This is a genomic window from Lentzea sp. NPDC055074 (assembly GCF_053608005.1).
This window is the reverse complement of sequence record NZ_JBSGUQ010000001.1, coordinates 755533-778775: the sequence shown is the minus strand read 5'-3', so window position 1 is coordinate 778775 and position 23243 is coordinate 755533. Positions and strand designations below refer to the sequence as shown.

The following is a 23243-nucleotide window of genomic DNA, read 5'->3' as shown; positions in this document are numbered from 1 at the left end:
GGAGCTCACCACCATCACCATCTGAGATACTCGCAGGTGTGGACCTACGCCAGCTCGAATACTTCGTCGCGGTCGCGGAGGAGAGCAGCTTCACGCGTGCCGCCGCCCGCGTGCACGTCGTGCAGTCCGCCGTCTCGGCCGCGATCAAGACCCTCGAACGCGAGCTGGGCACCACGCTGCTCGACCGCAACTCCCAGCGAGTCCTGCTGACCGACGCGGGGGAGGCGCTGCTGCCGAAGGCGCGGGCGGTGCTCGACGCCGTCACCGAGGCCAGGGACGCGGTGGCCCAGGTCGAGGGCGGGCTGACCGGCACGGTCCGGGTCGGCACGCTGACCGCGATGACCCTGATCGACCTGCCCGGCCTCCTCGGCGAGTTCCACCGCCGCCATCCCGGGGTGCTGGTGCGCACGCGTGCGGCGACCGGTGGTTCGGTGGGACTGGTCGAGCAGCTGCTGGACCGCCGGCTCGACCTCTCCTTCGTGTCGTTGCCGGGAGAGGTGCCGGCCGGGATCGTTCTCGACGAGCTGGCCCACTCCGTGATGGACCTGGTCGTGCCCCACGACCACCCGCTCGCGACCAGGACCGAGGTGCCGATCACCGCCCTCGCCGGGATGGACTTCATCGACTCGCCGCTGGGCTACGGCAACCGGGCGGTGGCGGACCGGGCGTTCGCCGCCTGCTCCGTGCCGCGGCGGGTGACGCTGGAGATGTCCGACATCGTCACCGGCGTCGACTACGTGCGCAACGGACTGGGCATCTCGCTGCTGCCCGCCTACATCCTCGGCGACGCGCCCGGTGTCACCACGCTCCGGGTGACGGGCGCCGACCTGCGCTGGCCGATCGGGCTGGCGAGGCCGGCGGACCGCGCCCCGACCGCGGCGGCCAGGGCGTTGATCGCTGTCGTGCACGAGTTCCTGAAGCGTTAACGCGCGCAGGTGAAGCTCGACGCGCTGTCCGGATCGCCCGCGCGGTACCGGGGCCAGGCCGGGTACTCGCACAGCGGCCGGGTGCGGTCGTGCGTCACGTCGGCCACGACGGGGTTCTTCGGTGACCGTCCACTCGCGACCCAGCTTTCCAGCGCCGACAGCGAGTCCCATCCGGCGGCGAACGACGGCGTGCCGAAGTTCGCGTGGTTGGCGCCCGGAACCAGGTAGTACCTCAGGAAACCGTCGGTCGTCCGGGGGCCGAGCAGGTCGCGCACGCGTTCGTAGTAGTCGTTCGTCGAACGGTGCGAGACGAGCTCGTCGGCGGCGCCGTGCAGCAGGAGCAGCTTGCCGCCGGAGCGCGCGAACGGGCCCAGGTCGACGTTGTTGCGGTCCTGGATCGTCGACAGGTGGCTGATCCGGTCGAGCCACTTACCGGGACGGCCGGGATCGAGGTCGAGGGAGTTGAAGCCGGGGTCGCGCGTCAGGAAGTACCGGACCCACTGGTCCCAGTACTGCATCCCGTACCCGCTCGTCACCGGCATCGGGTGCGCGGGCGCCGTCGTGCCGAACCCGAGGAACGGCGTCCGCATGTCCGCGCCGGACAGGAACGGGAAGCCCGGGTAGTGGGTCTCCCCGCTGGCGACCCGGTACGGCCAGCGGTACGGCGTGGACATCGCCGTCACGGCGCCGATCTGGGCGTCCGAGAGGCAGGTGGGACCCGTGTCCGCGCCATCGGGGCAGCGCAGGACACGGGGGTCGAAGTGGCAGCCGCGCAGGTTCGAGACGACGCCGTCCCGCACCCCGTCGAGACCGTCGCAGGCGTTGATCACGGTGTCGTACAGCAGTTTCTGCTTCTCCGGTCCGGGGAACGCGCCGGGCCGGGACAGGGCCTGCGTGAGGTGGCCCAGGTACAGGGCTTCGGCGAGGTTGTTCCACGCGGGGAAGCCGGAGATCACGCCGTCGAACGCGCGCGGCCAGCGTTGCGCGACGATGAGAGCCTCACGGCCGCCCGTCGAGCCGCCCGCGAAGTACGTCCGCGCGGGACCGAGCCCGTAGGCGCGCCGGATCAGGAACAGGCTCGCGTCGTGGGTCTTCTTAAGCGCGTCCCCGGCGGCGAAGTTCCGCACCGCCTCGTCGTTGACGCCGAACGAGCCGTCGAGCGACGGGACGGCCCCGGGACCCTGCTGGTGGCCGGAGTCGCTGGCGAACACCGCGTACCGCCGCGCCAGCGGCGCCAGTGCGTCCGCGGCGGCGAACGGCACGTTCCCCGTCAGGGCGGGAATCGTGCCGTTGTACCCACCGCCACCGAACATCAACGCCCCGCGGTTCCAGCCGTGCGGCAGGGAGACCCGCATCTTGATGGCGGGCGCCGACCGGTCGACCGGGTACAGGTCCGCGTCGACCTGGCAGTGCTCGATCGCCTGTCCACTCACGACACTGGTGACCACGGCAGCCGCCTGGACCCGGCCACCGGTCGTGGGCAGGCCGATCACGGAGGCCGGGATCACCAGCTGGGCCAGCGAGGCGCACGACGGCACGCTCCGGGGCGGGGTCGTCGCGGAGGCGGGGTCCACGCCGAGCAGCAGCACGGAGGTCGCGAGCACTGCGAGAGTCTTCACACCGGTCTCCTTCTCAGCGGTAGAGGTGCGTGCCGGGAACGGCCTGCGGGTCCGCGCGGACCTCGGCCGGGTTCGTCTCGGGCAGGAACCACGCGCTGACGAAGGTGATCAGCCCCATGGCCGTGATGTAGGCGGCGACCGGCCAGGTGCTGCCGGTCTCGGCGATCAGCGCCGTCATCAGGAACGGCGTGCCACCGCTGATGATGATCGCGGAGAGCTGGTAGGACAGCGACGCGCCGGAGTAGCGGACGTTGGGCGCGAACAGCTCGCCGAGGAAGCTCGCGATCGGGCCGTACGTGAGGCTCTGGAAGATGAACCCGACGACCACGGCGACGAAGATCAGCGGCAGCGACCCGGTGTTGACGAGCCCGAAGTACGGGAACCCCCACAGCGCGACACCCAGGCCCCCGACGAGGATCAACGGCCGTCGCCCGATCCGGTCGGAGACGTACCCGGACCACGGCAGGACCGCGAGCATCGCCACGGAGCTGAGCAGCACGACCGTGAGCAGCCCGTTGCGGTCGAGCTTCAGGGAGGTGGTGCCGTAGTTCAGCAGCCCGGCGATGCTGACGTAGAAGAGGCTGTTGGTGGCCGAGAGGATGCCGCACGCCAGCAGGATCGTGCCCCACCGGCTGCGGATGACGCTCGCGAGCGGAGCCCTGACCACGGCGCGTTCGGGCCGTGCGACCTCCTTCTGCAGCTCGCGGAACTCCGGCGTGTCCTCCACTTTGGACTGGATGTAGAGCACGACCCCGAACATGACGACGCTGAGGAGGAACGGGATCCGCCAGCCCCAGCTGAGGAACGCGTCGTTCGGCATCAGGCCGCTGGCCGCCACGAAGATCAGGTTCGAGATGATCACCGCGACGGGAACGCTGGTCTGCCCGAAGGTCCCGGCGAACCCGCGCCGCTTGGGACTCGCGGACTCCGTCAGCAGCAACATGATCCCGCCCCACTGACCACCGGCGGCGAGGCCCTGCAGGAACCGCAGCGTCACCAGCAGGATCGGTGCCAGCGCCCCGACGGACGACGCGCTGGGCAGGCAGCCGATCAGGAACGTCGCGGCGCCCATGAGCGCGAGGCACGCGACGACGACCGGCTTGCGCCCGTACTTGTCGCCGAAGTGCCCGGCGAGCACCCCGCCGACCGGGCGTGCCACGAAACCCGCCCAGAACGTGCTGAACGCGAGCAGCGTGCCGGTCAGCGCCGAGGACTGCGGGAAGAACACCTTGGGGAACACGAGCGCGGCCGCCGTGCCGTAGAGGAAGAAGTCGTACCACTCGATCGAGCTCCCGACCAGCCCCACGGTCAGCAGCTTGCGGAAGCCGCGGCGCCGGGTCGCGTCCGGCTGCGCGGACTGTTCTTCGGGCTGGGCCAGAGGGGTTGCCATACATGCCGCCTTCGTCGATGAACCGGCAGGTGATGGCGGCCAATGCTAGGGCGGCGACACCGTCTGGTTGAGGTCCGGATCACACACCACTTGCCCTGGTTCGGTGGCCCTTTCCTCCACCGGCGACTGCGCCACAATGACGGGGTGACCATCGATCCGAGCGAGTCGCACGAGCTGGTGCGCCGCCAGCGCGAACTGGCGTCGTTGTACGCCACGGCCAAGTCGCTCACCGCCCTCGGCGAGCTCGACGCCGTGCTGCAGTCGATCGTCCGGCACGCCCACGACCTGATGGGCACGGACTTCACGTACCTCTCGCTGGTCGCGGACGGGCGGCTGTCGGCCAAGGCGGCGGAGGGGACGATCTCGGCGGCGTTCCTCAGCGCGACCATCCCGGCCGGGGTCGGGCTCGGTGGCAAGGTGCTCGCGACCCGGCGGCCGCAGTGGGTGCGCAACTACGCCGCCTCGACCCACATCGACCACGACGCGGGCTTCGACCGGCTCGTCGGCACCGAGGACCTGGTCGCTCTCCTCGGTGTGCCACTGGTGATCCGGGACGAGGTGGTGGGCGCGCTGTTCGCCGCGTACCGCTCCGAGCGCTCGTTCGACGCGGGCGAGATCGCGTTGCTCAGCGCGTTCGCCGACCACGCCGCCGTGGCCCTGGACAACGCCCGCCTCTACGAGAAGAGCCGGACCGCGTTGCAGGACCTGACAGTGGCGTACCGCAAGATCGAGGAGCACGTGGCCGTCGTCGAACGGGCGCAGGCGATCCACGAGGCCCTGACGGGGGTGGTGCTGGAGGGTGGCACACCCGACGACGTCACCGGGTTGCTCGCCGAGCAGCTGGGCGGGTCCGTCGCGCTGCTCGACGCCGCCGGTGACCGCTCCGGCCGCGTCACGACCTCCGTCGACGCCGGGATCGCCCGCAGCGTGGCCCCGATCCGGGCGGGCGACAGCCACCTCGGCGCGCTGGAGTGGAGCAGGGACGCGGCCACCGGCGCCTCGGACGCCATGGACCTGCGCACGCTCGAACGGGCCACGCACATCCTGGGGTTGCTGATCCTCAAGGAACGGGCCGTCGCCGAGGCGAGCGAGCGGTGGAGCGGTGAGCTGCTGACGGAGCTGATGGTCGGCGGTCCGGGGATCGGCCCGGCCCAGCGCGCCCGCACCCGAGCACGGGGCATCGACGCCGACCGGCTGAACCTGGTGCTCGTCGCGGACTCGCAGGCGGTGTCCTCGACCGATCTCGCACGGCACCTGCACGAGATCGCCCGGGACCGCGCCGGGCTCGCGGGCGAGCACCTGGGCAAGGCGACGATGATCGTGCCCAGCACCGACGACGACCGGACCGCCGAGGAGGTCCACCGGCGGCTCCGGCGCGCGCTGGGCAGTGCCGTCGTCGTCGTGGGGGAGCGGGCGATCGGCCACGACTGGGCACGCGCCCACTCCCTGGCGAGCCGCTGCGGCGCGGTCATGCGGGCTCTCGCGCACACGGACAGGGGCGTCACGACGGGTCGGTACGCGTTGTACGCCATGGTCTTCGACCCCGACCGGGTCCGCGAGCTCGACCGCTTCCTCGACACCTCCGTGGGGCCGTTGGCCGAGCACGACCAACGGCGTGGCACCGATCTCGTCGGCACGCTCACCGCCTACTACGACCACCGCGCGAACGTCGCCGCGACCGCACGGGCGTTGCACGTGCACGTCAACACGTTGCTCAAGCGGCTGGACCGGGTCAGCGAGGTCCTCGGTGCCGACTGGCGCACCGAGAACGACCTGGAGCTGCGGCTCGGGCTCGAGCTGTTCCGGTTGCGCGGCTCAGGCTGAGTCGCGCAGGGCGCTCTTCGACAGCTTGCCCGTGCCCGTCTTGGGCAGGGCGGTCCGGAAGACGACCTCGTCGGGCAGCCACCACTTGGCGACCGCCGGGGTGATGTGCCGCAGCAGCTCGTCGCCGGTGGTGGCGCTGCCGTCGCGCAGGACGACGTAGGCGACCGGGCGTTCACCCCACCTCTCGTCCGGCCGGGCGACGACGGCCACCTCGACCACGTCGGGGTGCGAGGTGAGGGCGCTCTCCAGCTCGACGGACGAGATCCACTCGCCGCCGGACTTGATCAGGTCCTTCATCCGGTCGACGAGCCGGACGTACCCGTCGGCGTCGATCGTGGCGAGGTCGCCGGTGCGCAGCCAGCCGTCCGGGGTGAAGTTCTCGGCGGACTCGACCTCGAAGTACCCGCCCGCGACCCAGGGGCCGGCCACCTGGAGCTCGCCGATCGCCTTGCCGTCGCGGGGCAGCGCCTGACCCGTCTCGACGTCGGCGATCCGCAGGTTCACGAGCGGCAGGGGCTGGCCCTGCGACGCCCGCACGGCCACCCGTTCCGCCTCGGACGCGTCCCGGTGCCGGGTGCGGGTGCCGCCGATCGTCCCGACCGGACTGATCTCCGTCATGCCCCAGGAGTGCGTGATGGGCACGCCGAGCGCGGCCCGGTAGGTCTCCGACAGCGCCGGGGCGATCACCGAACCGCCACCGAGCAGGAACCGGGTGGCGCCCAGGTCGTGGAACGCGAGCTGGGGGACCAGGCTCGTCCACACCGTCGGCACGGCGCCGGCGACGGTGACGCGTTCGGTCTCCATCAGCTTCAGCAGGTGCGTCGGCTCGGCGGACGGACCGGGCAGCACCAGCGACGCGCCCGTCATCATCGCGCCGTAGGGCAGACCCCAGGCGTTGGCGTGGAACATGGGCACGATCGGCATCACGACGTCGCTCTCGCTGAGACCGATGAAGCCGGCCGCGAGCGTGCCCAGGCAGTGCAGGATCGTCGACCGGTGGCTGTACAGCACGCCCTTGGGCGGCCCGGTCGTGCCGGAGGTGTAGCAGAGCCCCGAGGCCAGGTTCTCGTCCGCGAGCGTGAAGGTGTCCTCGAACGAGCCCTCGAACGGGTCGGCGGCCGCGACCAGGTCGTCGTAGTGCAGGACGCGGGGATCGGCCGGGACCTCCTCGCCGCTGTCGTCGGGCAGCACCACCCAGTACCGGACCTTCGGCATCCGCTCGGCGCTCGGCCAGATCCGCGGCAACAGCGCGCGGTCGACGAACACGACGTCGTCCTCGGCGTGGTTGACGATGTACTCGAGGTGGTCCGCCGCGAGCCGGATGTTGATCGAGTGCAGCACCCGCTTGGTGACCGGCACCGCCAGGTAGAGCTCCAGGTGCCGGCGGGTGTTGCTGGCGAACGTCGCGACCCTGGCGCCCTCCGGCACCCCGAGGGAGCCGAGTGCCGTGGCGAGGCGCCGGGTCTGGTCCGCCACCTCGGCGTACGTCACCCGCTCTACGCCGGCCGTCACGACCTGCTTGTGCGCGTGGAGTCGCTCGGCCCGCTCGAGGATGTGCGCGATGGTGAGCGGTCGAGGCTGCATCAGCCCGTCCATGCCAAGTCACACTAAGTGAGCGCCCGGACGGGCAAGAGGGGAGAAACGTCCACTCCTGCACCGGTTCCGGCGGTGAGTCCTCACACCCGATAGGCGTCGCACGCCAGCGTGATCAGGTCGGTGAGGTGCTGCGGCGGCTGGTCCTTCCACCACGCCAGCCACACCGCGATCGGTGGTGCGTCGACCACGGCCCGATAGGCGACGCCAGGCCGTGGGTTCAGGCTCGCGGTCGCCTCCGACGTCATGCCGACGGCCTGCCCCGCCGCGATCAGCGTCAGCCACTCGTCGACGCTGTGCGTGTTGCGCACGACGGCGGGGGCCTTGCCGGGCTGCCACAGGTCCAAAGTGGTCGTCCCGGTCCGGTCGTCGACGGCCAGCGAGTACCGGGCGAGGTCCGCGAGCTTGAGCGAACGCTTGCGCGCCAACGGGTTGTCCGTCGCGACGACGCCGTAGCGTCGTTCGGTGCCGAGCAACGCCGTCTCGAACCGCGCGTCGTCGACGGCCCTGCGCACGACCGCGACCTCGGCCGTGCCCTCGGCGAGCCCGGCGGTCGGTGAGTTCGACTGGACGAACACCAGCGGCAGTCCGGGACGCTGTGCGGCCCAGGACTTCTGCACGCGCCGGGTGTGCTTGCCCAGGGCCGCCCAGGCGTAGCCGATGCGCAGCTCGGTCGACGACTGCGAGGCGATCCGGTGCAGGTGGGCGACCTCGTCGAGAACCCGCCGCGCCCCTTCGAGCACCTGGGCGCCGACGGCGGTGAGCGCGACGTGCCGGGTCGAGCGTTGCAGCAGTCGCACGCCCAGCGCGGTCTCCAGCGCGGCGACCGAGCGCGACACCGAGGCCTGCGTGAGGCCGAGGGCGGTCGCTGCGTCCGTGAACGTCCCGGCGTCGACCACGGCCACGAAGGACTTCAGCTGCCGCAGATCCATGTGCGGAGCGTACCTATTCATACGTCAGACGTATTGCTGGCGCGGCTCGTGCATTTCCCGTTCTGTTGGCGGAACCGCAGGCTGGGGGACATGAAGAGTCTCGGTGGGTTCGCCACGATCACGGCCAGCGCCGCGAGCAGCCAGCTCGGTGCCGCGATGGGCGCGCACGCGTTCGCCTCGATCGGCCCGGCCGGTGTCGTGGCCGTGCGGCAGTTCGTGGCGGCCGCCGTGCTGCTGCCCGTCGCCCGCCCGAACCCGCGGACGTTCACCCGGGCGCAGTGGTGGCCGACGATCGCGCTCGGCCTGGTGTTCGCGACGATGAACCTGAGCCTCTACACCGCGGTCGACCGGATCGGGCTGGGTCTCGCCGTCACGCTGGAGGTCCTCGGCCCCCTCGCGGTCGCGCTGGGCGGCTCGCGCACGCGGCTCGACTTCCTGTTCGTGCTGATCGCGGCCGCCGGCGTCTACGTGCTGGTGCTCCCGGGGCCGTCGAGCGACTGGCTCGGCATCGGCGCCGGACTGCTCGCGGCGGCGAGCTGGGCCGCGTACATCCTGCTCAACCGCCTGGTCGGGCAACGGCTGCCCGGCCTGCAGGCACCGGCCGCCGCGACGAGCGTGTCCGCGCTGCTCTACGTGCCGGTCGCGGTGTTCCTGGTCGTGCAGGGGCAGTTCAACGGCATGGCGATCCTGTACGCGGTCGCGGCGGGCGTGTTCTGCAGCGTCGTGCCCTACGCGGCCGACGTGATCGCGTTGCGCAAGGTGCCCGCGCGGCTCTTCGGGCTGGTGTGCAGCGTGCACCCGGTGCTCGCCGCGCTGGCGGGCCTCGTCCTGTTGGGGGAGGAGCTCGCACTCCACCATTGGGCTGGAATCTTGCTCGTGGTCACGGCCAACGCACTGGCCGTGACTTGCTCCCAGTGGTCTGGATCACCTACCGTCGACCCTGAAATGTGAATCCAATTCACTTAGCGGGGTGTCCATGCGAACGAAAGTCTTGACGGTGGTCGCCGCACTCGTCGGTGCGGCCCTGGTCAGCGGTCCGTTCGCGTGGGCGGAACCCGAGCCGTACCTGGTGGGCCGGGGCATCTCCGACGTCACCGGCCCGGCCGCCGAGAACGGCATGATGGGCTACTCGAAGTTCGACCAGAAGACGACGGGCATCCACCAGCGGCTGCGGTCGCGGGCCTACGTCGTGGTCGACCGGGCGACGAACAAGCGCGTCGCGTACGTCAACGCCGACCTCGCGATGATCTTCCGCGCGGTCCAGGAGGGCGTGCTCGCCAAGCTGCAGGCCAAGTACGGCAGCACCTACACCCGCGAGAACCTGCTGCTGTCGGCCACGCACACGCACAGCGGCCCCGGCGGCCAGTCGCACAACCTCGCCTACAACCTGTCGATCCTCGGCACGCAGCCGCAGGCGCTCGCGGCCGTGGTCGACGGCATCACCGAGTCGGTCGTCGAGGCGCACGAGGACGTGAAGCCCGGCTCGATCAGCCTCGGCGTCGGCGAACTGACGAACGCGTCGGTCAACCGGTCGCGCGTCGCGTTCGACCGCAACCCGGACAAGGGCGCGTTCCCCGCGGGCATCGACCCGCAGATGACCGTGCTGAAGTTCAGCCAGGGCGGCCAGAAGGTCGGCGCCATCAGCTGGTTCGCCACGCACAACACGTCGATCACCAACGCCAACACGCTGATCAGCCCGGACAACAAGGGTTACGCGGCGTACCAGTGGGAGCACGACGACGAGGGCGTGCGGTACCTCGACAACACCGCGGGCTTCGTGGCGGCGTTCCCGAACACCAACGCGGGCGACATGTCGCCGAACCTCAACCTGAAGCCCGGCTCCGGCCCCACCGAGAACGAGTTCGAGAACGCCCGCGTCATCGGCGAGCGCCAGAACCGCAAGGCGCAGGAGATCTACAACGGTCCGCAGGCGGCGATGTCCGGCGGCGTCGACTCGCGCATGCGGTTCGTCGACATGTCGGCCGTGAAGGTCGAGGGCCGCTACACCGACACCGGCCAGCCCGGCACCACGTGCTCCGGTGTCGTCGGCGCGTCGACGATCGCGGGCAGCGTCGAGGACGGCCCGGCCATCCCCGGCTTCTCCGAGGGCATGCAGTCGCCGTGGAAGAAGCTCTTCGAGCCGTTGCAGATGGAGGTCCCGCAATGGCTGCGGGACTGCCAGTTCCCCAAGGCCTCCCTGGTGCCGACGGGCCTGATCGGGGCCACGCCGAACGTCGTGCCGCTGCAGATCGTCCGCATCGGCCAGCTGCACCTCGTCGCGGTGCCCGGTGAGGTCACGATCACCGCGGGCCTGCGCATCCGCAAGGCCGTCGCAGCCGAGGCCGGTGTGCCGCTGCGGAACGTGCTGATCCAGGGCTACGCCAACGACTACAGCCAGTACGTCACCACGCCGGAGGAGTACGACTCGCAGCAGTACGAGGGCGGCTCCACCCTGTTCGGCCGCAACACGACCCCGGCCTACCAGCAGGAGTTCGCGAAGCTCGCCGCGTCGATGAAGGCGGGGTCGTCCCTGCCCGCCGGCCCGAACCCCGGCAAGCCGCCGTTCACCGAGATCAACCTGCAGACCGGCGTCGTGCTCGACGACAAGCCCCTGGACAAGAAGTACGGCGACGTCCTGATCGCACCGAAGGCCTCGTACGGGCGCGGCGAGACCGTGACGTCCGTCTTCGTCACCGGCCACCCGAAGAACAACCTGCACCGCAACCACACCTTCCTGGAGGTGCAGCGGCAGGTGAACGGCCAGTGGACGCGCGTCGCCGACGACGGTGACTGGTCGACGCGCTACAAGTGGGAACGGGTCGGCATCGCCTTCTCCAACGCCACGATCACCTGGCAGATCCCGGCGGACACCCCCGCCGGCACCTACCGGATCGTGCACCACGGCGACGAGAAGAGCGGCTGGACCGGCAAGATCACCGGCTTCACGGGAGCGACCGCCGGGTTCACGGTGGCCTGACACTCCTGCCGGCGGCCCCCTGGTTCTCCAGGGGGCCGCTGTTATTCCCGGCTCCGGTGAGGCCGTGATTACGTTGTGCACGATTTAATCGCGCACTAGCTTTATGGCATCCGACCTGAAGGAGCAGCCATGAAGCGCCCCGTTCTCGAACCCGCCGCCGCCGAGTTCGCCGCCGCGACCGCGAAGCAGCCGTTCCTGTTCGAGATCGCCCCCGAGGAGGGCCGCAAGGCCGTCGACGAGGTGCAGTCGGGCGCCGTGGACAAGCCCGAGGTCGACGAGCAGTGGGTGACGCTGGACGGCTTCAACGTCCGCGTGGTCAAGCCTCTGGGCGTCGAGGGCCCGCTCCCCGTCGTCCTCTACATCCACGGCGCCGGTTGGGTGTTCGGCAACGCCCACACCCACGACCGCCTGGTCCGCGAACTCGCCGTCGGTGCTCAGGCCGCCGTCGTCTTCCCCGACTACTCGCGCTCGCCCGAGGCCCGCTACCCGGTCGCGATCGACCAGAACTACGCCACCGCCCAGTGGATCCAGCGCGAGGGCGCCTCCTACGGCCTCGACGTCACCCGCGTCGCGGTCGCGGGCGACTCGGTCGGCGGCAACATGGCGGCCGCTTTGACGTTGCAGGCCAAGGAACGCGGCGACGTCGCGCTGAAGGCCCAGGTGCTCTTCTACCCGGTCACCGACGCGTCCTTCGACACCGACTCGTACCTGCAGTTCGCCGAGGGCTACTTCCTGCGCCGCGACGGCATGCAGTGGTTCTGGGACCAGTACACGACGAACCCGGCGGAGCGCGCCGAGATCACCGCGTCTCCCCTGCGCGCCACGTTGGAGCAGCTCGCCGGTCTGCCGCAGGCGCTCGTGATCACCGCCGAGGCCGACGTGCTGCGCGACGAGGGCGAGGCCTACGCCGACAAGCTGCGCGAGGCCGGCGTGCCCGTCACCGCCGTCCGGTACGCGGGCGCGATCCACGACTTCGTGATGCTGAACGCGTTGCGCGGCACGCACGCGGCGGAGGCTGCGATCAACCAGGCGACCGCGTTCCTCCGCGAAGCCCTGAAGAAGTAGGGCGTCTGTTGCACGGCCCCGTTCCTTTGTGGAGCGGGGCCGAACGGCGTGCTAGGCCACGATCATGTAGGCCAGCACCGCCATCACCGCGACGAACACCACGAGCCCGAGCAACACCCATGGCCAGCGCACGGTGGCGTCCTTTTCCCCGCCGTGGGGCGCACTGCCCACGGGAGCGGGGAACCGGCCCGTGGACTCCGGGTTGTAGTTGATCATGCTTCGGCCCACCACCGGCCACGGTGCCGGGCCGGTCTCGGCGGAACCTCCGGCCTCGTCGGGTTTCTCGGCCATCACGGTCACCCCTTCAGCTGAGCGAGCTGCACGCACCACGCCGCCACCTCGACGAGCAGGAGCACGAGACCCGCCACGAAGCACCACTGCAGCTTGCGGAGCTTCTTCTCGTTGGCGTCCAGCCACCGCTCGAAGTCGGCCGCCAGGTGCCGGCGCATCGAGTCGAGGTCGTGGCCCAGGTCGACGGCGCCCAGCAGCCTCGACGCGCTGGACAGGAACGTCCACCGCCACACCGGCGCGCAGATCAACAGGGCCAGCCCCAGGACACCCGTCATCGCCGCGATCGCGACGACCGTCGCCGCACCCCAGCGCGGGCTCTGCAGCGCGGTGCCGACGAACGACGAGCTGACGAGTGCCGCGCCCGCGGTCAGCAGCGTGACCCGCGAGCGCAGGTTGTCGAGGGCGCCCTGCTGGTAGCTCAGAGCCCGCAACGACTCCGAGTACACCAGCTCGAGCCGTCTGTCCGGCTCTCCGCTCTCCACCCGCCCATCATCCGCCGGTCGGCGCAGCCCAGCGTGGCCCGAACGGGTGGAGTCAGCCGCGCCGGGTGCTGGCGACGTGGAACGGCGTGCCCTGCTGACAGGTCGTCATCGCACCCGGATCAGGTCGTCCCGTCACCTCCACCACGGCCCCGGCCACCGCGATCGCGGGGTCGGCGCCGAGCAGCAGGTACTGCGCGACCTCGTTGGACAAGATCATGCACCCCGACTCGGCACCCGCCGACACCGTGCCACGCACCGTCGTCACACCCGGTTCCAGTTCACGCGACGGTGTCGGCAGCGTGGGCGGGACGGGCGTGGGCAACGGCGTGGAGGACGGGGGCAGGGGCGCCGGAACGCTCCGGATGGTCGTCTCGCTGGAGGGTGCGCTGGACGAAGGCACCTGCGCCGGCGGCACCTGACCGCACGAAGCCAGCACAAGACACAGCAGCACGGCCGTCAACCCGCGCATGACGTCACCTCCGATGGACCACGGCGACCGGGCACGGCGCGTGGTGCAGCACAGCGTGGCTCACCGAACCCAGGATTGCACGCGTGACCGCGCCGCGGCCGTGACTTCCGACCGCGATCAAGGCCGCGCCGTCGGCCGCCTGGAGCAACGCGCGGGCGGGGGCGTCGAACGCGACCTCCTGCGCCACGTGCACCTCGGGGTGACGGGCCTGGAACGGGGCGAGCTGCTCGTCGAGCAGCTTCGAGAGGTCCAGGCGGACGTGGTCGAAGTCCTGCTCGGGCAGCTCGGCCCAGCCGACGTCGTTCCACGCGTGGATGGCGAGCAGGTCCCGGCCGTGGCGGGCGGCGTACTCGAAGGCGAACGCGATGGCGTCCGTGGAGGTCTCGGAGCCGTCGACGCCGACGACCACGCGGCCGTCGACCGGCCCGGACCGGGTCACGATCACCGGCCGCCCGGCGACCGAGACCAGCTCGACGGCGGTGGAGCCGAGGAACATCTCGGCGATGCCGGTGCGCCCGGAGGAACCGAGCACCAGCAGATCCCCGGGCTCCGCCGCGAGAACGTCGACGGGCCGCCCGATGCGCACGTGCGTGGCGACTTCGAGATCAGGCCACCGGGACTTGATCTCGGTGGCCAGTTCGGCGAGATGGTCCTCGGCGGCCTTGGACATCGTCTCCTCGGTGACGAACTCCGGCACCGGGACGGACATCGGTGTGAACACGGGCTCGGGCAGGGGAGCGCGTACGGCGTGCACGACCTGCAGTGCCGCGCCGCAGCGGGAAGCCTCCTCGGCACCGAAGAGCACCGCGCGCCTGGCGAGGCCGGAACCGTCGAACCCGACAACGACCGTGGACATGTGAAACCACCTCCGACCGGGTGGTACCCGATCGGAGGTGGCTTTAAAGGTGATCTAGTTGATGACGAACTGCGAACCGGGCTCGATGGTGATGTCGCCGTCCCTCGAGTTGGTGATCGTCACGTTCGTCAGGCGGGCCGAGCCGCGGGCCTGGGCCATCGCGAGGATGCCCGAGCCGTTGTTCGACCTGTCGATCCGGACGTTGGTGATCTGCACGTCCGGCATGCCGCTGCCGCCGCCCTTGAACTGGATCCCGTCGTAGGTCGAGTCCAGGATCTCGGTGTCGCGGATGACGACGCCGGGGATCGGCAGGTTCTGCGAGAACAGCGTGATGGCGCCGAACTCCTGCGCCTCACCCCAGAACGCGCCGCCGGTGCGGTACAGGGCGTTGTTGGCGAGCGTGGTCGTCCCGCCGAACGGCAGCGGGTCGTGGTCGGTCGCCAGCATGATGCCCGGGTAGTTGGCGGTGTCGGAGATGATGTTGTTCTCCGCGCGGTTGTTCGAGCCGCCGTAGATCGCGATCCCGTTGGCGCGCCACGGGAGTGCGATCGTGTTGTTGAGGAATGCGTTGCCGCTGCCGACATCCACGTTCTGGTCCTTCACGTACTTCGACGCCCACACGGCCAGCGCGTCGTCGCCCGTGGTGCGGAACGACGAGTTGAACACCGTGGAGTTGCGCGTGCCGTTGGCGAAGTTGATGCCGTCGGCATAGGTGTTGCGGATGCGCATGCCGGTGAACTGCAGGCCGTCACCGGGGTTCCAGCGGTCGGGCAGGTTGGTGTAGTCGCGGCCGACCCAGGCACCGACGTTGGCGTGCTCGATCCACACGTTGGTGATCTTGGTGTTCTTGCCGAACCGGCCGGTCAGGCCGACGCCGCCCTCCGCGTTGCCGTCACCGCCGCGGATCCGGCCGGAGCCGAAGATCGCGAAGTCGGAGAGCTGCGTGTTGTCGTCGATGTCGAACCCGAAGTTGCCCTCGTGCGGGTGGTTGATCGTGCCGGCGTCCTGCGGCTGCGTGAGCGAGAACAGCTGCGAGTGCCACATGCCGGCGCCGCGGACGGTGACGTTGCGGATGCCGACCTGGTTGTACTGACCGGAGTTGAACAGGGTCAGGATCTTCTTCTCCTGGCGGAACCTGCCCTCCGGGATCCAGACGCAGGGGATCTCCCCGTTCTGGTCGGCCGTCACAGCACGCTGCAGCGCGTCCGCGTCGTCCGTCTGGTCGTTCGGCGTGGCGCCGTACTGGGTGATCGAGACGCAGTCCGCCGGCTTCGAAGCGGCCGGGGCGACCTGCTCCAGGTCGATCAGGTCGATGACGTAGAACTGGGCGTTGTCACCGGAGTCGCGCTGGAGCTTGAACTTCGTGCCCGCCGGGTAGGAGCTCGCGAGCAGCTGCGAGGTCTCGTCGAACAGCCTGCGGGCGTCGCCACCAGGACGGTTCGTGAGGCCTTCGGGGTCGTCGGTCGTGCCGTAGAGCCAGCTGTGGCGCGACGAGAGCGTCAGCTTCTGCACGAACTGGTCGTTCGCGTAGAGGCTGATCGTCGCCTCCTGGCCACCGCCCGCGGCGGCGTCCGGGATCGAGTTGCGCACGACGATCGAGTTGGTGCTGACCGTCGAGGTGATCTCCACGAACTGGCCCTGCGATTCGAGCCGCACCGACTTGCGGCCCGAGGACTCGGACCCGAAGTTGGTGTGCCCGAACGTGCGCTCCGCGTCGGCCTGAACCAGCGTGCCCTGGTAGCGGCCCGCTTCCGCCTCGTACGAGGTGAACGGCGTCGAGGCGCCGCGTCCGACCACAACGGACCGGGTGGCGGTGTTGTTGGTCTCGTTGGTCTCCGCGACCACGTTGGTCGCGTCCGCCGTCGCGGTGGCCGTGGCGCCGCCGTTCGTGGCGGTCCAGGTGCCGACGTTGACCGTCACGGTCTGACCGGCGTTGATGGCACCCGTGTTGGCGTTCAACGTGCTGCCGCCGACGGACACGCGGGTCACCGAAGCGCCCGCCGCCGACGTGCCGCGGTTGTTGACCGACACGGCGAACGTCACCTGCTGGCCCGCCGCCGGAGATGACGGGTTCGGCGTGACACCGGTGATCTGCAGGTCCGGACCCGGCGCCTGGCCGACGACCAGTGCGGAGCCGGAGGTGAAGGTGTTGTTGCCCTCGTTGGCCTCCGCGACCTGGTTGGCCGGGTCCACCGCGGCCGCGGCCGCGTAGGACCCGGCGCCACGACGGCCCGCGTCGACGGTGACGGTGGCCGTGGCTCCCGGGGCGAGCGCGCCGACCGCGGCGGAACCCGCGACGGTGCCGCCGAGCGTGGCGTTCAGCGTCGTCGCGCCGGACGCCACGGTGCCGCCGTTGCGCACGGTGGCGGTGAGCCTGATCGTGTCGGCCTCACTCGGGTTCGCCGGCGTCCACGTCAGGTTCGTGACGGTCAGGTCGGGCGCCGGTGCGGACGCGCCGAACACCTGGAACTCGGCGACCTGGCCGCCGGGCGCTCCGGTGTTCGAGTAGAAGTGCAGCCGCACGTCGGAGGCCCGTCCGGACACCGGGATCGTGACGCTGTTGCCGGTGGCCGGGTCGAACCGGTAGTCGGCGCGCGCCTTCAGGGTGCCGAACGCGGACGCGCTCGCCTCACGGCCGAGCACCTCGAAGTTCTGCGTGCGGGCACCCCAGTCGCCGCCGGGGTTGAGCTTGACGACGACGGACGTGACGTCGGCGTTCGAGCCCAGTTTCGCCGTCAGGTGACCGGGAAGGCCGTTGGACTCCCAGTACGTGCCGGTGTTGCCGTCGACGGCGTTGGCCGCGACGAAGTCGTGCACGTGCCCGGACTCCTCGACGGGCTTGCCCTGCGCGAGGTTGTCACCGGGAGGCGGGTCGACGGGACCGCCGGACTCGCCGTGCACCTCGAGCTCGCTGAGCTGGCCCGCGGACCAGCCGGTGTTCGCGGTGATCGTGACGCGCACGTACCGCGTGCTGACCGCCGCGAAGTCCAGCGTCACCGTGTTGTTCGAGCCGGGCGAGAACACGCGCCCCGCGGAACCGGAGATGTCGCTGAACTGCGACCCGTTGGAACTTCCCTGCACGGCAAGCGTTTGCGTGCGCTGCTCCCAGTTCGAGGGCAGGCGCAGCACGACCTTGCTGACGCTCTTCGCAGCGCCGAGGTCGGCCTGGAGCCACTGGGGGAACGCGCCGTTCGCGCTCTCCCAGTAGCTGCCCTGGTTGCCGTCCCCGGCGTTGCCGGCGCCGTACGGGCCGTTGCTGCTGGACGCGGTCAGGTTCGCGGACAGCCGGACAACCGCTGCTCCTGCCGTGGGGGTCAATCCGAACAGTGCGAGGGCGCTGACGACGGCAGCACTCACCGCACGCTTCAGTAGCGTGTTTCTCATTGAACTGTCCTTCGTGGCAGGGGAATCAGTTGACGTTGATCGTGAAGGTGGACGTCGTGTTCTTGATGTCCTGGAAGTTGTTGCTGAACCGCAGGCCGTTGATCGTCACGGAACCCACGGGCGGGCCCTGGCCCGGTTCGGGCATCTCGTTGGCCCACAACCCGAATCCGGACTTGGCGTCGAACGCGTCACCGGACTTGCGCGCACCCGAGATGCTCACGTTGGACAGCACCGTGTCCTGGAAGGGGTTCTCGGCGGCACCGTTGTACTTGGTCTGGAACATGATCCCGCTGTACGTCGGATCGATGATCTCGACGTCGCTCACCCTGATCCCCGTGTACTTCTTGGACGCGGAGAACATCCAGATCGCGCCGAACGTCTGTGCGCCCCAGAAGTGGCCGCCGGAGCGCACCAGGGTGAGGCCGCTGAACGTCGTCGGCTCGGGCCCGAAGTCCTCCATCGGGTAACCGAAGTCGAGCGAGCTGATCGTCACGGCGGAGTAGGTGAGGGTGTCGGCGACGTAGATGTTGCGGAAGATGTTGTTCTTGCCGCCGTACACCGCGAGACCGGCCGCGCGCCACGGGGTCGTGACGCTCAGGTTCTCGAAGACGTTGTTCTGCTGGCCGCTGCCACCGCCGTCGGTGGCGGCGAACAACGCGAACGCGTCGTCACCGGTCGAGCGGGCCTCGATGTTCGCGATGCGGTTGCCCGACGAGCCGTTCGTCATGTTGAGGCCGTCCGCGTACATGTTGCGGATGCGGCTGTCCCTGACGACGTTGTTGTCGACGTTGTTGCCCCAGAACAGGCACATCATGTGCTCGACCCAGATGTTCTCGATGGTCATGTTCTGGACTCCGGCGAAGTCGAACACCTTGCCGGGGCCGTCGTTGCGCTGCGTGTAGTTGCCGAACACGGCGAACCCGCTGAACGTCGAGCCGCTCGCGGACGACTGGGCGGAGAAGCCGAGGTCGGTGTTCTCCTGCGTGAGCGGGGCCTGGAACCGGGTGAACCAGGGACCGGCGCCGATCACGCGGACCGCCTTGCCGTAGACGTTGAACTTCTGCTGCGTCGGGTAGGTGCCCGCGGGCAGGTAGACGCCGACGAGGGTGCCGGTGGTGTCCATCCGGACGCGGTCGAGCGCGTTCTGCACGTCCTGGTGGGTGAACCCGGCGGGCACGGCATAGCGTGCGGCATCGGGGTTTCCGGCGGCCTGCACCTGTTCGAAGTTCACGAAGTCGATCGCGTAGTTCGTGGTGTTGGCCGCGTCCTTCTGCAGCTTGATCCTCGTGCCCGCCGGGAACGTCGAGTTGAGCATCACGTTCGCCTCGTCGTAGATGTGGCGCGGCCCGCCCGCTCCCGGCGAGTTGCCCGGCGACGCCTCGTTGCCGTAGAGCCACATGTACTTCGACGTCAGGTCGATGGCCTTGTGGAACGTGCCGTTGACGTAGACGTTGAGGTTCGACGTGATGCCGCCGCCACCGGAGCTGTCCGGGATGGAGAACCGGGTGACGAGGGTGTTGGTCGGGCCGGAGGTCGTGAACTCGACCGACTGGCCGGTGCCGTTCAGCGTCACGGCACGGCGGCCGGACGCCTCACCGGCGAGGTCGCCGATCGTCCTGTTCGGACCGAGGACCTGCGCGCCGCCGCCGACGGTCGCGTCCTCGGCCTCGACGTGCTGCCACGGGACGCTGGCGCCGCGGCCGATGAACAGCGACTGCTCGCTGGTGTTGTTGCCCTGCTTGGCGGGGATCTCGTTGCCGTCGTTGGCGATGACGGTCCTCACCGTGTACCGGCCGTCGGCGGCGGGCCACGTGCCGAGGTTGACCGCGGCCGTGGTCGCACCGGCGTTGATCGTGCCGTTGTGGCTCCCGGTCAGCGTGCGGACGGTCTGCCCGCTGCTGGTGAGGATCGTGACCGTGATGCCGTGTGCACCGGCGGCGCTGGCGATGGTGCCCTGGTTCTTGAGCGCGACGCTGAACGTCGTGGTCTGGCCGTTCGCCGGGTTGCTCGGCGACCAGCTCGGCACCGCGACCAGGTCGGAGCTCGGGACCGGGGTGACGACGATGGGGGACGGGTGGAGGCGGGCGTTGTTCGTCTCGTCCTGCTCCGCGACCTTCTTGGTCTCGTCGGCCTTCGCGGTGTACTCGTAGCTGCCGGACGGGCGGGCGGCGATCGTCGTGCTCACGTTCGCCTGCGCACCGGCCGCGAGAGCGCCGACCTGGGCCGTGCCGACCGCGGTGGTGCCGAGGAAGAACGTCACGTCGGTGGCGACGGACGCGGAGCTTCCGGCGTTGCGGACGGTGGCGTTCAGCGTGATCTGGTCGGTCTCGACGGGGCTCGCCGGGGTGACCGACGTGGCGGTGACGGTGAGGTCGGGGTTCGGGGCAGGGGTGCCGAACACCTGGATCTCCGCCACCTGGGCGCCGGGCGCGCCGGTGTTGGACGTGACGCGCAGCTGGAGGTCGGCGACCCGCGCGGAGGCGGTGATCGTGACGCTGTTGCCGCTCGCCGGGTTCCACTGGTAGTCCCGTCCGGCGACGAGGCTCGTGAAACCGGTGGCGCTCTGCTCACGGCCGAGGACCTGCACGTTCTGCGTGCGGGCACCCCAGGCGGAGTCGGGGTTGAGCTTGATCGCGACGGAGCTGACGTCCGCGTTGGATCCCAGTTGGACGGTCAGCGTGCCGGGGAGGCCGTTGGACTCCCAGTAGGTCGCCAGGTTGCCGTCGTTGGCGTTGGCGGCGACGAAGTCGTGCACGTTGTTGTTGGCGGTGACGGGCTTGCCCTGCGCCAGGTTCGTGCCTGTGGCGCCTTCGCGCGTGACGGTGTTGCTGGCGGGGGACTGGTTGCCGGCCGCGTCCTTCGCGATCACGTGGTAGCTCACGCGCGTGCCGTCGGGCTGGCTGTCGGTGTGGGTCGTGCCGGTCACCGTGGTGCGCAGCGTGCCGTTGGCGTAGACGTCGTACGCGGTGACGCCGACGTTGTCGGTGCTCGCGTTCCAGGTCAGCCGGATCTGCCCGGCCTGCGGCTGGGTGAAGGCGAGGTTCGCGGGCGCGCTGGGGGCCTGGGTGTCACCCCCGGTGGGGCCCTGCACCTCGAACTCGCTGATCTGGCCCGCGGGCCAGCCGGTGTTCGCGGTGATCCTCAGCCGCACGTACCGCGTGGTGGCGGCGGTGAAGTCGATGGTGACGGTGTTGTTCGCCGCCGGGGCGAACTCGTAGCCCCTGCTGGCGACCAGGTCCGTGAAGGTGGTGCCGTCGGTGCTGCCCTGGACCGAGAGGGTCTGGGTGCGGGCGCCCCAGCCTCCGGTGGGGAGCTTCAGCACGACCCGGTCGGCCTTGACCGCCGAGCCCAGGTCGGCCTGCAGCCACTGCGGGAAAGCGTTGTTCGCGCTCTCCCAGTACGTTCCCTGGTTGCCGTCGCCGGCGTTGCCCGGCCCGTAGTTCTGGTTGGTGCTGCTGGCGCTGTAGGTGGCCTGGAGCTGGGCGCTGACAGCGGCTTCGCGAACCTCGAGCTTCGCGGTGGTCTTGGTGGCGCGGACGTGCCGGACCAGCGTCGGGTCGACCTGGAAGGTCACCTTGCCGTTCTTGAAGTCGTGTGGTCGTTCCGCGACCAGCGTCGACCAGCCTCTGCCGTCCAGGCTGGTCTGGACGGCGAACGTCTCGGTGCTGTTCTTCGAGGCCGTGAGGGTGACCTGGTCGATGCGGGACTGCTTCGCCAGGTCGAGGCTGACGGGCGCGGCCTGGGCGGCGGGGGCGATGGTCAGGGTCGCCGCCGCGGTGATCAAGGCTGTTATGGGGGCTAGCAGGGAGCGAGCGCGTGTCGTCGATGACATGGCGTGCTTGGCCCTTCTCGGTGGGGACGCGAGGGGGTGTGGCGCGCCTCACCGTAGAAGTGACCAGCAGATTACCGCAATATCTCGACGTGATTGCGCAAATTTGCGACATAGCGCTCTGAACAGGAAAGACCCATGTTCGTTCGCGTGTCCGACCAGTCTCTCAGGGTGCGCAAGGGCGATCACCAGCGGCTGGACGGACGGGTTTGTGACCGGTTCGGGCCCGAACCTGCCCGGAAAATTGATTTGGGGGCGATGCTCGCGCTTGCGTCGGCTTGCTCCGGCCTTGCTGTGTTTGCGTAAGGTTTGCGCAAGTTTCAGAGCTTCGCGAACAACCTTCTGGCACGGTTCAGCAGATCCAGCCTGTGCTCACGCCGCCGGAGCGAGTGCCCCTCGCCCGGATACACGACGAGTTCGGAGTGCCGCACCGCGCGGTGCAGGAGCTCGGCTTGCTCCACCGGCACGTTGGTGTCGTCGCCGCCGTGCACGATCAACATCGGCGTGGTGATCCGGTCCGCGTACGTGAGCGGGCTGTGTTCCGCGCTGTCGCCCAGCGCCGCCTCGAACGCTCCCCACTCGCCGGTGGCGATCAGGCGCGGCCAGTCCGAGATGCCCCCTCCGACCAGCGCCGCCTTGAAGCGGTCCGTCCGGGTCGTCGCCCACGCGGCCATGAACCCGCCGTGGCTCCAGCCGGCGATGCCGAGCCGGCCGGGGTCGGCGATCCCCTCGGCGACGAGCAGGTCGATGCCTCCCTCGACGTCGTGCCACTCCTCCTGCCCGACCCGCTTCGCCACGGCCGCCGCGAACTCGTGGCCACGACCCAGCCCGCCGCGGGGGTTGGGCAGGAAGGTCGCGATGCCCTGGTGCGCGAACCACTGGGCCGACGGCACCCAGTGCAGCTGCAGGTCGTCGGTCCAGCGGTCGTACGGCCCGCCGTGCACCAGGGTGACGAGGCGGAACGGTCCGTCTCGTTCGGTCCGGCCGACCGGCAGGACGAGGAGGCCGTCGAGCTCGAGGCCGTCGCGGGCCCGGTAGCGGAGACGTCTCTGCTCACCCCAGGCGATGCCGTCGAGATCGCGGTAGCGGGGAGGGAGGTGCGAGCCGGTGACACGGCCCAGGACGCCGCCGCCGAGGCGGTGGAACTCGGTGTCCAGCCCGGTCGCGACCACCACGACCGGTGCAGCGCCGTCGTCCTGCACCAGGTCGACCGGACAGGCGTTCATGCCCGCGGTGAGGTTGCGGTGGCGCTGGTCGAAGACGGCGTTGCCGCCCTGCAGGTGCGGCGGTGTCAGCGCCAGGTAGAACACCTCGTCGCCCCACCAGACCGGCGACCCGGCGTCCGCGGGCGTGGGGCCCAGGTCGACGACGGTCCCGTCGGTCGCCACGACGTGCAGCGCGGGGTGGAGCAGGCCGGGGTCGATCTTCGGCGAGGACCAGGTGATGACCGCGAGTCGTCCGTCCGTGTGCCGTGAGACCTCGGCGACGTGCCGGCCGGGGATGCTCACCCCGGCCGGAGCGGGCTTGGCGGGGAGTGGGAGGTGGGCGGCGGTGATCTCGTCGGTCAGTTCGCGCACTCCGGCTCCTTCGCTTGATCTCCACCTAA

The 23243-nt window shown here is 70.1% G+C and carries 16 protein-coding genes; 5 read left to right on the top strand and 11 right to left on the bottom strand.

Going from position 1 to position 23243, the window contains the following annotated elements; genetic code table 11:
* The first annotated feature begins 38 nt into the window (after nt 1–38).
* Nucleotides 39–926: a LysR family transcriptional regulator gene (locus ACWF7A_RS03620; protein ID WP_452248829.1), complete on the top strand. Its 888-nt coding sequence runs from the start codon at nt 39–41 to the stop codon at nt 924–926.
* Here ACWF7A_RS03620 and ACWF7A_RS03615 read toward each other — a convergent pair.
* The gene (locus ACWF7A_RS03615; protein WP_452248828.1) at nt 923–2545 is read right to left on the bottom strand and encodes a tannase/feruloyl esterase family alpha/beta hydrolase; all 1623 of its coding nucleotides are present in this window, start codon (nt 2543–2545) and stop codon (nt 923–925) included. The genes ACWF7A_RS03620 and ACWF7A_RS03615 overlap by 4 nt on opposite strands.
* 13 nt (nt 2546–2558) lie before the next feature.
* Nucleotides 2559–3935, bottom strand: coding sequence for an MFS transporter (locus ACWF7A_RS03610; protein WP_452248827.1), 1377 nt, complete (start codon nt 3933–3935; stop codon nt 2559–2561).
* Between the two features lie 144 nt (nt 3936–4079).
* On the opposite strand from ACWF7A_RS03610, the gene ACWF7A_RS03605 reads away from it, so the two are divergent.
* Nucleotides 4080–5759: a helix-turn-helix domain-containing protein gene (locus tag ACWF7A_RS03605; RefSeq protein WP_452248826.1), complete on the top strand. Its 1680-nt coding sequence runs from the start codon at nt 4080–4082 to the stop codon at nt 5757–5759.
* Here ACWF7A_RS03605 and ACWF7A_RS03600 read toward each other — a convergent pair.
* Together ACWF7A_RS03600 and ACWF7A_RS03595 are read right to left on the bottom strand one after the other, a co-directional pair.
* On the bottom strand, nt 5751–7343 hold the full coding sequence (locus ACWF7A_RS03600; protein WP_452248825.1) for a long-chain fatty acid--CoA ligase: 1593 nt from the start codon (nt 7341–7343) through the stop codon (nt 5751–5753). The two genes, ACWF7A_RS03605 and ACWF7A_RS03600, sit on opposite strands and share 9 nt — an antisense overlap.
* Nucleotides 7344–7435: 92 nt before the next feature.
* Complete coding sequence (locus tag ACWF7A_RS03595) at nt 7436–8284, bottom strand: LysR family transcriptional regulator (protein WP_452248824.1); 849 nt, start codon at nt 8282–8284, stop codon at nt 7436–7438.
* Nucleotides 8285–8374: 90 nt separating this feature from the next.
* On the opposite strand from ACWF7A_RS03595, the gene ACWF7A_RS03590 reads away from it, so the two are divergent.
* The 3 genes from ACWF7A_RS03590 to ACWF7A_RS03580 all read left to right on the top strand — a co-directional run bounded on the left by ACWF7A_RS03590 (nt 8375) and on the right by ACWF7A_RS03580 (nt 12326).
* Nucleotides 8375–9235 carry an EamA family transporter gene (locus ACWF7A_RS03590; protein WP_452248823.1) on the top strand — a complete coding sequence of 287 codons (861 nt, stop codon included), beginning with the start codon at nt 8375–8377 and terminating at the stop codon, nt 9233–9235.
* Nucleotides 9236–9260: 25 nt separating this feature from the next.
* A complete protein-coding gene (locus tag ACWF7A_RS03585; RefSeq protein ID WP_452248822.1) occupies nt 9261–11261 on the top strand; it encodes a neutral/alkaline ceramidase in 2001 nt (666 codons plus the stop codon).
* Nucleotides 11262–11390: 129 nt separating this feature from the next.
* Nucleotides 11391–12326: an alpha/beta hydrolase gene (locus ACWF7A_RS03580; RefSeq protein WP_452248821.1), complete on the top strand. Its 936-nt coding sequence runs from the start codon at nt 11391–11393 to the stop codon at nt 12324–12326.
* Nucleotides 12327–12377: 51 nt separating this feature from the next.
* Here the strand turns inward: ACWF7A_RS03580 and ACWF7A_RS03575 are convergent, their stop codons facing one another.
* From ACWF7A_RS03575 to ACWF7A_RS03545, 7 genes are all read right to left on the bottom strand, one after another.
* On the bottom strand, nt 12378–12617 hold the full coding sequence (locus tag ACWF7A_RS03575; protein ID WP_452248820.1) for a hypothetical protein: 240 nt from the start codon (nt 12615–12617) through the stop codon (nt 12378–12380).
* 5 nt (nt 12618–12622) lie between these two features.
* A complete protein-coding gene (locus tag ACWF7A_RS03570) occupies nt 12623–13099 on the bottom strand; it encodes a hypothetical protein (protein ID WP_452248819.1) in 477 nt (158 codons plus the stop codon).
* A 52-nt stretch (nt 13100–13151) separates the two neighbouring features.
* A complete protein-coding gene (locus ACWF7A_RS03565; RefSeq protein ID WP_452248818.1) occupies nt 13152–13568 on the bottom strand; it encodes a hypothetical protein in 417 nt (138 codons plus the stop codon).
* A 4-nt stretch (nt 13569–13572) separates the two neighbouring features.
* Nucleotides 13573–14424: a universal stress protein gene (locus tag ACWF7A_RS03560; RefSeq protein ID WP_452248817.1), complete on the bottom strand. Its 852-nt coding sequence runs from the start codon at nt 14422–14424 to the stop codon at nt 13573–13575.
* A gap of 54 nt (nt 14425–14478) precedes the next feature.
* Nucleotides 14479–17808, bottom strand: coding sequence for a CARDB domain-containing protein (locus tag ACWF7A_RS03555; protein WP_452248816.1), 3330 nt, complete (start codon nt 17806–17808; stop codon nt 14479–14481).
* Nucleotides 17809–17833: 25 nt separating this feature from the next.
* Nucleotides 17834–21592 carry a discoidin domain-containing protein gene (locus ACWF7A_RS03550; protein ID WP_452248815.1) on the bottom strand — a complete coding sequence of 1253 codons (3759 nt, stop codon included), beginning with the start codon at nt 21590–21592 and terminating at the stop codon, nt 17834–17836.
* A gap of 365 nt (nt 21593–21957) precedes the next feature.
* The gene (locus ACWF7A_RS03545; protein WP_452248814.1) at nt 21958–23214 is read right to left on the bottom strand and encodes an alpha/beta hydrolase family protein; all 1257 of its coding nucleotides are present in this window, start codon (nt 23212–23214) and stop codon (nt 21958–21960) included.
* Nucleotides 23215–23243: the final 29 nt, after the last annotated feature.

Coding starts and splice junctions, on each gene's coding strand:
- ACWF7A_RS03610 (WP_452248827.1), bottom strand. CDS start 3,935: ATGGCAACCCCTCTGGCCCAGCCCGAAGAACAGTCCGCGCAGCCGGAC.
- ACWF7A_RS03600 (WP_452248825.1), bottom strand. CDS start 7,343: ATGCAGCCTCGACCGCTCACCATCGCGCACATCCTCGAGCGGGCCGAG.
- ACWF7A_RS03595 (WP_452248824.1), bottom strand. CDS start 8,284: ATGGATCTGCGGCAGCTGAAGTCCTTCGTGGCCGTGGTCGACGCCGGG.
- ACWF7A_RS03590 (WP_452248823.1), top strand. CDS start 8,375: ATGAAGAGTCTCGGTGGGTTCGCCACGATCACGGCCAGCGCCGCGAGC.
- ACWF7A_RS03585 (WP_452248822.1), top strand. CDS start 9,261: ATGCGAACGAAAGTCTTGACGGTGGTCGCCGCACTCGTCGGTGCGGCC.
- ACWF7A_RS03580 (WP_452248821.1), top strand. CDS start 11,391: ATGAAGCGCCCCGTTCTCGAACCCGCCGCCGCCGAGTTCGCCGCCGCG.
- ACWF7A_RS03575 (WP_452248820.1), bottom strand. CDS start 12,617: ATGGCCGAGAAACCCGACGAGGCCGGAGGTTCCGCCGAGACCGGCCCG.
- ACWF7A_RS03565 (WP_452248818.1), bottom strand. CDS start 13,568: ATGCGCGGGTTGACGGCCGTGCTGCTGTGTCTTGTGCTGGCTTCGTGC.
- ACWF7A_RS03560 (WP_452248817.1), bottom strand. CDS start 14,424: ATGTCCACGGTCGTTGTCGGGTTCGACGGTTCCGGCCTCGCCAGGCGC.
- ACWF7A_RS03555 (WP_452248816.1), bottom strand. CDS start 17,808: ATGAGAAACACGCTACTGAAGCGTGCGGTGAGTGCTGCCGTCGTCAGC.